At 63.7% G+C, this 10,792-nt stretch carries 11 protein-coding genes; all 11 read right to left on the minus strand.

Going from position 1 to position 10,792, the window contains the following annotated elements; translation table 11 throughout:
* Position 1: 1 nt before the first annotated feature.
* Positions 2-883: an SMP-30/gluconolactonase/LRE family protein gene (locus AC1DMA_RS19970; protein ID WP_478126195.1), complete on the minus strand. Its 882-nt coding sequence runs from the start codon at positions 881-883 to the stop codon at positions 2-4.
* Between the two features lie 10 nt (positions 884-893).
* Positions 894-2,549 carry a GMC family oxidoreductase gene (locus AC1DMA_RS19975; RefSeq protein WP_478126194.1) on the minus strand — a complete coding sequence of 552 codons (1,656 nt, stop codon included), beginning with the start codon at positions 2,547-2,549 and terminating at the stop codon, positions 894-896.
* Positions 2,539-3,192 carry a gluconate 2-dehydrogenase subunit 3 family protein gene (locus AC1DMA_RS19980; RefSeq protein ID WP_478126193.1) on the minus strand — a complete coding sequence of 218 codons (654 nt, stop codon included), beginning with the start codon at positions 3,190-3,192 and terminating at the stop codon, positions 2,539-2,541. Before AC1DMA_RS19980 ends, AC1DMA_RS19975 begins: the two co-directional genes overlap by 11 nt.
* Positions 3,185-4,108: a hypothetical protein gene (locus tag AC1DMA_RS19985; RefSeq protein WP_478145297.1), complete on the minus strand. Its 924-nt coding sequence runs from the start codon at positions 4,106-4,108 to the stop codon at positions 3,185-3,187. The genes AC1DMA_RS19980 and AC1DMA_RS19985 overlap by 8 nt, the downstream gene beginning before the upstream one ends.
* Positions 4,109-4,112: 4 nt before the next feature.
* Positions 4,113-5,897, minus strand: a complete 1,785-nt coding sequence (locus AC1DMA_RS19990) for a thiamine pyrophosphate-requiring protein (protein WP_478145298.1) — start codon at positions 5,895-5,897, stop codon at positions 4,113-4,115.
* Between the two features lie 55 nt (positions 5,898-5,952).
* Positions 5,953-6,945, minus strand: a complete 993-nt coding sequence (locus tag AC1DMA_RS19995) for an SDR family oxidoreductase (RefSeq protein ID WP_478145299.1) — start codon at positions 6,943-6,945, stop codon at positions 5,953-5,955.
* A 185-nt stretch (positions 6,946-7,130) separates the two neighbouring features.
* Positions 7,131-8,477, minus strand: a complete 1,347-nt coding sequence (locus AC1DMA_RS20000; protein ID WP_478145300.1) for a DUF2254 domain-containing protein — start codon at positions 8,475-8,477, stop codon at positions 7,131-7,133.
* 531 nt (positions 8,478-9,008) lie between these two features.
* On the minus strand, positions 9,009-9,497 hold the full coding sequence (locus tag AC1DMA_RS20005) for a lipocalin-like domain-containing protein (protein ID WP_478145301.1): 489 nt from the start codon (positions 9,495-9,497) through the stop codon (positions 9,009-9,011).
* A 122-nt stretch (positions 9,498-9,619) separates the two neighbouring features.
* Positions 9,620-9,778, minus strand: a complete 159-nt coding sequence (locus AC1DMA_RS20010; RefSeq protein WP_478145302.1) for a hypothetical protein — start codon at positions 9,776-9,778, stop codon at positions 9,620-9,622.
* Positions 9,754-9,885: a hypothetical protein gene (locus AC1DMA_RS20015; protein WP_478145303.1), complete on the minus strand. Its 132-nt coding sequence runs from the start codon at positions 9,883-9,885 to the stop codon at positions 9,754-9,756. The genes AC1DMA_RS20010 and AC1DMA_RS20015 overlap by 25 nt, the downstream gene beginning before the upstream one ends.
* A 568-nt stretch (positions 9,886-10,453) precedes the next feature.
* Positions 10,454-10,672 carry a hypothetical protein gene (locus tag AC1DMA_RS20020; RefSeq protein WP_478125416.1) on the minus strand — a complete coding sequence of 73 codons (219 nt, stop codon included), beginning with the start codon at positions 10,670-10,672 and terminating at the stop codon, positions 10,454-10,456.
* Positions 10,673-10,792: the final 120 nt, after the last annotated feature.

A 10,792-nucleotide genomic window follows, 5' to 3' on the forward strand; every position in this document is an offset into this window, starting at 1 on the left:
GTCAACGCACTGCAAACAGACGGGCGATGCCACGCGCGCCGGGATTCACGCGCATCAGGGCGCCAGCCATCGGCTCGCGTTGTTTTTGCTCCGGGCTCATCGCGGAAGAAGCGCTGCTGACATACATCGTCGTGAGGTCATCGCCAGCGAACGCGCACATAGTCGGCTGGCTGACCGGGAGCGTGAGGTCTCGATCGGGCGACCCGTCCTGGTTGAACCGCCGCAGCTTGTTGCCGCCATGAAGCGCGCACCAATAGCCGCCTTCGACGTCGATCGCCGCGCCGTCCGGGATGCCGTGCGCCTTGGGTATGGTCGCGAACAGTCTGCGGTTGGACAGGCGCCCGTCCTGTGGCTCGAAGTCGAAGGCGAAAATCTCTCCGGCATAGGTGTGCGAGACGAAGAAGGTGCGCCAGTCCGCGCTCCATGCCATGCCGTTGTGCAGTTCGGAGGCGTCGGGCTCCTCGCGCAACCCGCCTTGCAGCGTATAGCTGTGCAGTCGGCCCGGCCGCGGCGAGGCATCGGCGTCGAGCGGGTCGAACATCACGCCCACCCAGAAGCGCCCATTCAGGTCGCATGCGCCTTCGTTGAAGCGAAAGAGCGTCGGATCGTAGGGCGGAGGCGTCAGGAGTTCGAGGCTCCCGCTTTCGAGGTCCAGGCGGTGCAGGCCCTGGCGCAAGGCGACGAGCGCGGCGCCATCCGGCAAGAGCGCAAACGCGCCCAGGTCGCTGGTCACCTGCCAGCTTCGCAGCGCGCCGGTATCGATGTCGAGTCGATGAAGCGCCGGCGCCTTGACGTCCACCCAATAGAGCGCTCGTTGATGAGCGACCCAAGTCGGCGATTCGCCGATCTCGGCGCGCATGGCAGTAAGGGGTTCGATGGTCATTGGGCCTCCATCAGAGTTCACGGGCGGCGGCCAGCTTCTTGATCCTGTCCGCAGTTCTGAGGGCGAGGGCCTGGATCGTCAGGGACGGGTTGACTCCCCCGACCGTTGGGAAGACGGAGCCGTCGCATATCCAGAGGTTCAGGATGTCCCAACTGCGGCAATCCGCGTTCACCACGCTCTGGTGGGGATCGGTTCCCATGCGCGCGGTGCCGCCGAGGTGGCAGGTGTCGTCCTCCTGGCGAAAAATATCGGCTGCGCCGATCACCTCGATTGAGCGAGTCATCTGGTCCAGCGCATGCGCGATCAGGGCCTTGTCGTTCGCGCCCCACGTATAGGTGATCCTGGGGACGCGCAACCCGTACGGGTCCGTCTCGTCGGCAAGAGTCACGCGATTGGCTTCGTCGGGCAGCATTTCGCCGACCATCTTCACGCCGATCATGTGGTTGTAGTCGAGCATCGCGGTGCGCAGTCTCTCGCCCCACAGCCCGCGCGCAGCGGTCAGCATCGACACCCACTCGATCGGCAGTGGCCCCTGGCCCATCCAGCAATAGCCGCCATGGAAATCCTTGCGGTCGTCGTAGTTCCAATGCTCTGTGATCGCGAGGCTCGGCGGTCCCTTGTACGAGCGGACCTCCTGCTCCATGCGCCCCCAGACGGCCTGGTTCGACTGGGTCATCAGGTTCTTGCCGACCAGTCCGGAGCGATTCGCCAGGCCATCGGGAAAGCGGTCGTTTGCGGAGTTGAGCAGCAGTCGAGGTGTCTCGATCGCGTAACCGGCGACCACGACATTCCGGGCGCGCTGGAAATGCCACCGGCCCTCGCGGTGGAAGTGCACCCCGACGGCACGGCCGTGGGGGCCCGTCTCGATGCGCCCGACCATCGCGAGGTCGCGAACCTCGGCGCCTGCCGCGAGTGCGCGCGGAATCCACACGGTGAGCGCCGAGCGCTTGGCGTTCGTCGAACAGCCGAACCGACAGAAGCCGCGATAGACGCAAGGCGGCGAGCGGCCCTCCGGCCCCGCGTGCGGCGCCGAGAGCGTCGCGAGCGGCGTTTCGGTCCAGGCCATGCCGAGCGCTTCGCAACCCTTGGCAAGCAGTTTGGCGGCCGTGTTGAGTTCGTGGGCGCGATAGGGATAGCGCGGGCGCGGCGGACCCCATGGGTAGTTCAGCGGGCCGGCGACGTTGAGCTGCCGTTCAACGAGGTCGTAGTAGTGCCACATCTCCTGCCATGAGATGGGCCAGTCCGCGCCATAGCCGAGCGACGTGCGGGCCTTGAACCACTCGGGCCGGAACCGCAGCGACACCATCGCGAAGTGGACCGTCGAGCCACCGACGGCCTTGCCCGAGTTGTTGCCACCCATGTTGATCGGATTGGCACCATCGACGATGCGCCTGTCGGTCCAGTAGAGCTTGTTCTGCGCCGTTTCGTCAGAAGCGAAATCTTCGAGTGGCCGGAAGTAAGGTCCCGCATCGAAGGCCACCACCGAGAACCCGAGTTCAGCGAGCCGGGCGGAAAGAGTCCCGCCGCCGGCGCCCGTGCCGACGATGACGAAGTCCACCTCGTCGGTGTGCCGGTATTCGCGCATCGGCACCCACGCGCCCTCGCGAAAGACGTCCGGCGCTCGCGCATCCTTTGCGCGCGGCGCGCTCAGCGGATCAGACGACATGGCGATTCATCCACTCGGCGTCGTCCCGATCGCCTCCAGGCGTCGCTTCGACGGCTTCCCAGGGGTCGAGTCGGTCGCCGTCGAGTCGAACGTAGCCCCGCGGGCTCGCCGGACCGCCGAAACCAATCTCGTCCCATGCGTTCGGATGACCGTAGTAGAGCGCGGGCACGTCCACCAGCACACGTTGCTTGAAGAACTTCTCGGCGCTCATCCCGCACCAGTGCTCGCCCTTCAGGTGGCCGTGCTGCATCGAATCGATCAGCGCGTCCTTGTCCTGATCGTCGAGACTGCGATACGAGCGGCCTGCATGCCGGTTTTTCGCTTCGACCTCCAGCGCTGCAAGTCCACAGCGCCAGGCGTCCTGCATGGCAGGCATGTCGACCTCGCGAAAGCCTTCGCCCAGATCGCGCAGCAGCTTGGCGTCGAGCAATGCGACGAGCGACACCGGTGGCCGGTCTGGAGCCTGTGGCATGACACGGCGGCAGAGCGCCTCCGCCACGGCCCACTCCTGAGCGGTGAAGAAGCGAGGATGCTCGGGCGTGCGAAGGCGTTCGTCGATGGCCCGCCGGGTCTGCTCGTTCCACGAAAGGGTGTCGCGCTTCGCGAGCACGCGGTAGCCGGGAAACCGTGAAGCTTCAGTCATCGTGGGCATCCGCCAGCAATGCAAGTGCGGCCAGCCCCGCCAGTGCGAGTCCGGTGAATGAGGGCGGCGCAGGCAGCGGCGGACCGGCGAGCGCGTTCTGGCGCCAGTTTTTCCATCCCCCCATGCCTCGCGATACGCCCCAGGCGTGAAAGGCGACGCCGCACAGCCCCATCAACCCGGTCGCGGCAAGCCACCAGCGCGACAGCGGCCGCGGCGTGTCGCGGCGGCGGCCCAATGCTGCCGCCGCGAGCAGGCCGGCGGCCACGGGCGGCATGGTCACAGGCAGTGCCATCGCAGGGTTGTGGAATGCGCCCCTGAAGTGCAGCAGTCCCGCTTCGGCCGTGGTGCCGAGGAGCGACGCGCTGGTCAGTCCCGCGACCACACGGCCGGCATCGAGGCCAGCGATGCGCGGCGTCGAGCCGGTCGGATTGCTCCGCACGCGCTCGCCCAGAAAGCCCATCAGCCCCGAGAGCGACATGGCGGCTGGCGCGCCGAGCGGGGCTGAATAGAACACGTTCTGCCAGCTCAACCCGCCCACTTTCTTGGTCACGTTGTAGACGTGAAAAGCCGTACCGACCACGCCCACGACGCCGGCCGCGCCGTAAATCAGGTCGCGCCCGAGGTGGGGACGCGCGCGCCGATCCACGTGGCCGTGCATGCTCGCGCCAATCGACAACACAGAGGTGAGGATGGGCGTCCACATCGCCTTGTTGTGGAAGTTGCCCCGGGCGTGCTCCATGGCGCTGTCGAGCAGCACGGACGCCGCCAGCGTGCCAGCCGAGCGGTTGAGCCGCGTGGCGGAGCGCACGATCAACCCCGAAGGGGTTTCGGCGATCTCCGCATGGGGAGCCTCGGTGTGACGGCCGCTTTTGGCCCGGGCGGGTGATGCCAATGCGGCAAGCGCGACTGCTTTCATCGCTTCAGCTCTTGCCGGGAATGACGCTCGCCAGCAGCTCCTTGGCGCTGTTCTTGAGGACGCTTCCGAGCTCGGGTTCGTTGCGCATCATTGTCATGAAGTTGCGCGCGTCCTTTAGGGTGATGTGCGGTGGCAACGGCGGCACGTTGGGGTCGGCCTTGAACTCGATGATGACGGGCCGGTCCGCCTCAAGAGCCTGCTTCCAGCACGACGCGATCGCGTCCGGGTTGTCGCAGAAGATGCCTTTCAGGCCGATCAGTTCCGCGTATTTGTGATACGGGAAGTTGGGAATGGTCTGTGTCGAAGGTGTCTTGCCTTCGCCCAGCTGCACGCGCTCCTCCCATGTGACCTGGTTTAGGTCCTCGTTGTTGAGCACCATGATGATCAAGCGCGGGTCGGACCACCGCTGCCAGTACTTGCTGATGGTGATCATGACGTTCAGCCCGTTCATCTGCATGGCGCCGTCCCCGATGAAGCCGATGACCGGCCGATGCGGGTAGGCCATCTTTGCCGCTACTGCATAGGGCGTCGCCGCCCCGAGTGAGGCCAGTCCGCCCGACAGCGAGCCCATCATGCCGCGCCGCATCTTGATGTCGCGCGCATACCAGTTCGCCACCGAGCCACTGTCCCCCGTCATGATGACGTCGTCTGGCAGCAGCGATGAGAGCTCCCAGAAGATGCGCTGCGGGTTGATGGGCGTCGCGGCCTCCATCGCGCGTTCTTCCAGCGTCTTCCACCACGACGCGACATTGCCTTGGACCGTCTCGCGCCACGCAGTGTTCGTGTTCTGCTCCAGCAGGGGCAGGAGGGCAGCCAGCGTCTGCTTGCTGTCGCCCACGAGCGAGTACTCCATCGGATAACGCAGGCTCACGTTCGAGCCGTTGATGTCGATCTGCACGCCGCGCGCGTCTCCCGGCTTGGGCAGGAACTCGCTGTAGGGAAAGGCCGAACCCACCATCAGAAAGGTGTCGCATTCCTTCATGAGATCCCAACTCGGCTTCGTGCCGAGCAGGCCGATCGATCCGGTGACATACGGCAAGTCGTCCGGGACGACCGCCTTGCCCAGCAGGGCCTTCGCGACGCCCGCGTTCAGCCGGTCGGCCACGGCAATGACTTCGTCAGTGGCGTGCAGCGCGCCCGCGCCGACGAGCATCGCCACCTTCTTGCCGCGGTTCAGGATTTCAGCCGCACGCCTGAGCGCGTCCATGCCGGGCAGGGTCGCCTCGCCTGCGAAACCGACTCCGGTGTGCGTGGCGCCATGCGCCATCGGAGGCTCTTCGTAGTCGAGTTCTTGCAAATCGTTGGGCATGATCACGCAGGTCACCGTGCGTTTGGAATGCGCGATTCGCACGGCGCGGTCGATCAGCGTGCGCACCTGGGTCGGGACGACGGCCGTCATGACGAACTCGCTGACCACGTCCTTGAAGAGATTTTGCAGGTCGACTTCCTGCTGGTAACTCGCGCCGAGCGCGCTGCGCGCCTGCTGTCCGACGATGGCGACGACCGGCATATGGTCGGCCTTCGCATCGTAGAGACCGTTGAGCAGGTGGATCGCTCCTGGGCCGGAAGTCGCATAGCACAGCCCCACCTGCCCCGTGAACTTAGCGTGGGCCGAGGCCATGAAGGCAGCCATCTCCTCATGGCGTACCTGCACATAGTCCATGAAGTCCTTGGCCTTCTCGAGCGCGACGTCGAGGCCTCCGACGCCGTCGCCCGGGTAGCCATAGACGCGTGACAGTCCCCATTCGGACAATCGCTTCCAGACGAATTCAGCAACGTTTTGGGACATGATGAGATCCTCTGCCAAAGGGAAAAATGGTTTGAAACCGGCGGCGAGCGGGGCGCTAGCGTGAGGCACGTCGAGCCAGGAGGCCCGTGATGGCGAGAAGCGCGAGGCCAACGAGCGCGAAGGCGGCGCTGCGGTGCCGTTCGGTAAACATCTGCCAGCTCCGAGCGCTGGCTTCATCATCGAAGCGGCCGTGCGCCCCGAAGTCGCCAGGCACGGGCGCGAACAGATTGGCTGGTGCATTGGGAGCCGTAGGGTGATCGCTTAGTTGTCCCGAATAGCCGGTGGTCGCCAGATACCGGTCCAGAAGGCCGGGCGCCACGCGGTTGGCCAGAATGGCCTTGACTGTCGGGAATCCGACCCAGACCTCGCGCCGCTTGTGCGTGGCGGCGAAAAAGATGGCGCGGGCCGCGACCTCGGGCTGAAAGATCGGCGCAACAGGCTTCGCGCGACGACCTGTCTTGTTCAATGCCCAGTCGAACTGCGGCGTGTTGATTGCAGGCAGATCGACGATCGAGAGTTGAATCTTCAGCTTGTCGTGAATGATCTCCGATCGCAAGCTATCGGTGAACCCCCTGATCGCCGCTTTCGCGCCGCAGTAGATCGACTGCAGAGGAACCGAGCGGTACGCCAGCGCCGAGCCAACGTTAACAATCGTGCCGCGGTTGCGCATACGCATCCGACGCATGGCGGCCATCATTCCGTGGACCTGACCGAGGTACGTCACTCGCGTGCCCCGTTCGACCTCGGCGGCAGTGAGATCTGCGACAGGCGCGAACACCGTGGCCATGGCGACATTGACCCAGATGTCGATCGGACCGAGTTCCCTTTCCGCGCGGTTCGCTGCCGCATCAACCTGCTCAGCATCGGCGACATCTGTTGGAATTGCCAGCGCTCTAACACCGTGCTTGCGGAGTTCGGCAGCAGCGCGTTCAAGCCGGGCTGCATCGCGCGACATCAAGGCAACGTCGTAGCCGTTCCTAGCGAACTCTTCGGCCGTCGCACGTCCTACTCCAGCGCCAGCGCCGGTAACCACCACAATCTCGGACACTTGAGCTCCTGACCTTGGCGGGATGCCGCAGGAAAAGCCACCCTGAGTGGAAGGCTCACCGAAGCACACTTACTCAATAGACATTACCAGCCAGGCGAGCAGCGTCAGCCGTGTCCTTTGTCTCATGGCGGACGTGTATTACAAGCACGTGCGCTTTTCCATTGTTTGCGACGGCACGGTAGGCCTCACGCGATCGATGAAGCGCTGCAGCGCTCGCCTTCCCTCTCATGCCACGACCTGGTGAGGAAGGCATAGCGCCGGCCCACATCCAGAACATCATCGGAATTGCCTACGTTGCGGCGAGCGTCCGCCCAGATCAACCCCGCGTGACGCAGCAATGCGTCCCGGCGACCTTCGTCGGCCTCGCAGATGGTGGTCGCGATCAGAACGTCCAGCATTCGAATTAATACGGCCGCGCTGCCGCCCGCGTTCTGTCGAATCATGTGGAACATTTCGTCGACCAGACGGTCGTAGCTGACACGGGGCACCACCAGCACGACTTGGTCGTCACGCGTGGAGACACCGCTCGGAAGGTGGCTGCCTGAAAGATCACACAACGCGGCGCCCAATCGGTCGAGCACGCTCATGGCCGTGTGCGGGTCATTGATGCTTGGCGAAAGTGCGCGCACCGCCACTTCGACGAGTTGCCGGATCGCGGATTCGGCATCTCCACTACTACCACGCGTAGAACCCAGCGCGGTGGCTTTACGGATTGCCGCTTCAACATCCGGGACCTTGATCGATACAACCGCGATTGGCGCTCCGGGGAAGACATAGTCTCCGCGGCGCACGAGGAGTCGCACCGCTGTCCCATGGCGAGCCGCCCAGTCTGCCAACGACGCTTCATCCAGTTGCTGGAGATAGCCCCGTCGAAAATCGATGACAGGCGTCGCCTGCGCCCAAAAAGCTTCAGCGGGAGGGTCTGGCTCCTGCGCATCGACGGACAGCAAGCGCATCGCAGTTCGCACGTCGTCGCTAACGAGTTCCACCACCGTATCCACATTGATCCTGTTCGCCATGTGCCCGACGAAGTAGACCAGGGTCGCGACGCAGCCAAAGGCGAGCAAGAGCCCGACAGAAAGCGCGAGGTGTGGTGTGAAAGGTCCTTCTTCTTGAGTGCGTACGCTGCGCAGCACCATCAGCGCGTATGAGAACGTGCCAAGGAACGCACCCAGAGTGACCTGCACTCCGCGATCGCGTGTGAAGTTCCGCAGCAGCCGCGGCCCCATCTGGCCAGCGGCCAACGATAGCGCGGCGATCGTGATCGAAAACACTGTCCCCGCGACGCCGATGGTGGATGAGGCGATTGCCCCCAGAAGCGTCCTCGCGCCGGTCCCACCCCCGTTGTACAGCCAAGCGCTCTGCGTCATCCATGAAGGTAACGCACCGCCGCGATCGATACCTAGCAGTCCGACAGCAAGCAGGATCCCAAGCAGAACCATTCCTGCGGGAACAAGCCAGAAGCTTTCGCGAAGATCGATGAGGAGTTTGCGTAGACGTGCAGTCATTAAGATTTGAAAGCGCGTGGGCAACCCTCATCGTGCAGGGGCCACTGCGGCGGTAAGCAGGCTGGTGCTGAAGCGGGTGTGGGACTTCGCCTCCTCCGCCAACTCGCACGGCGGAAACGACCGCGCCCGAATACCCTGACCGCCGCCACCAAACCCGAGGTCGTCCTCAGCACAAGATTCCCACTTTCGTGAGGTCCCACATCCGCTGTAGCGCCGCGGAATCAGCGGGCCGTTGTCGTGGTCGGCACGGTCGGCGCGGTCGTCCCGGCGATCGGCGACTTGATGATGTGACGGCGACTCGAACAGCATCTTGATCGGCTCGCGAATCGACCCTGCGCAGAGGCATCACTGCCAGGCGTCACAAGCTGGAAACGAAGCTACCGAAAGCTGGTCGTTCTGAAGCGGCCGCCGCGCGACGCAGTAGCGTTCGATCCAGGGGCCAATTCGCCGTACTCGGGGTCGAGCGCTAAGGGCCTCGGCCGCGTCCGAAGTCCAATGGCACTCTGCCCCAGAGCGAAGGGTGCCAACGGTGGGACCTCGAAGTTCCGTCACTGGTTATTCAATCCGCTCGTAGGTAGTCGTGACAACCATCTCAGCGCCATCAGTATTTGCCTTGAAAGGAGCCGAGACCATGGTCAATGTTTTGTCAGAGACTTCGTATTTGTCGACCTTGAATTTGGTGCCGACCCAACCCTCGTTCCACGCGCCTTCTATGGTGTCGACAATCTTGCCTCCCTCAACCTTGTAGGTGCCGTTGTAGGCGTACATGGTCTTGAACAAGGCAACGCTCTCGGCGTCGGTTGGCTCGGCTGCTGCCGGCTTTGGACGCTGATCCTTGAATCCGCTCCACATGAAATGGCCATCCTTGGTAAAGATCAGGTAGCCGGTGGGATGCTCGCCAAACGGCTTTCCGTCCTTGCCCGAGGCAACCTCATGTCGGGTCCAGGAAGTCATTTTCCAGACGCCAGCCAGCTTTGCCGAATCGTCAGCAACGACCGAAGTAACGACACCAAAGACGATGCAGGCGATAAGAAATTTGCGCATACGTTCATCCTTTCCATGTTGGTCAATGCCGAGAACATCGTGGTCTCGTGTTCTTGTTGTCAGGCTGGCTGCTTCCTGCTCGCGCCGGACGAGACAGGATCGCGATGCGGACGAAGCAGGATTTACGCGATCACCGCGAGTTCGAGCAGCGTGACGAGGGCGATCAGCGAGCGATGGAGCGCGTCGATCATGCGCGCGACCTCATCCCGCGACCCGTGCCCATGCGGCCCAAGCGCTGACTCGCTGGCGGCTGGACTCACAGGATCAGGGGGCATTTCCACGGGCCGATCTCGTGCGGCCCCGTCAATGCACCACCGGTCGCGCCCGTTGACGACTTCGGGGGCGCCGGCGTGGGCATGTAGATCACGAGTGTCAGTGTAGGGATCATCGCAAGATCCTGAAGGCCAGGGAGGGGCTCGATCTTGTTCGATTTCGGTGCTTAGGTCAGCAACGACACCAGCGATTTGCGCGCCGATAACCTTGATGGCAGGCTAATCTGAGCCACGGTCGGCGCATTTCCACGCACCTTCCGTTTGGTGACCACCAGGATGGCCCCTTGGCGACTTCTACTCCCTAATTGCTTCAGAGTCCAATGCCGCTGCCTGAAGTCGATGCCTGCGGAGGCCAGCCGTGTCACGCCCTTGTTTGAGAAGCAATTTCGGCGCGCAACGCGCATGCCGCTTGCGGAGCTTTGACATCCAACGTGGACTGCTCGAAAGCCGACGCTCGTGTACTTCCGGTCATGGCCGCGAGTACCAGTCCGCTGCGGTCCCTGTTACTGCCCCTCGGGGCTATCGCCCGGATAGCCCAAGGGCCGCTATCAGGGAGGTTGGCGAACAGTCAGTCCCGGCCAGTAGCGGAAGTTAAACCTGCCGGCGGAATTTGCTTGGAAGCAGTCGTTGCCGGGGGCAAAGCAAAGCCTCTTCGGGTGCCGAACGCCAGCCTCTATGGGCTCGCTAGGACTTGGGCGCATCCGACGGATCTTTCGTCGTACGCCACTCGTTGCCGTTGACCTTGCCTTCGGGTGCAGCCTGGTCGTGTGAAGTCTGCTCGCTGTTTCCACCACGATCCTTCGCGTCCTGCTGCGCAAGCCAAGAAGCTGCCGTGGGTTGCCGGGTGCTCTCCTCGCGCGAAAGGGCCTGTATCAGATCAACGAGCTCGCTACGGCGGGTCACGGGGTTCCTTCTTGTTCCCTTATTTCCTTTTTGCAGTTTTCGGCGTAGCGTCAAGCGCAGTCGTAGGACGCCACCAACTGCGGGCCTCGTCCTTGCCCGACTGGATGTGGCCACTGGGCG

Source organism: Variovorax sp. 05N34, from assembly GCF_056397405.1.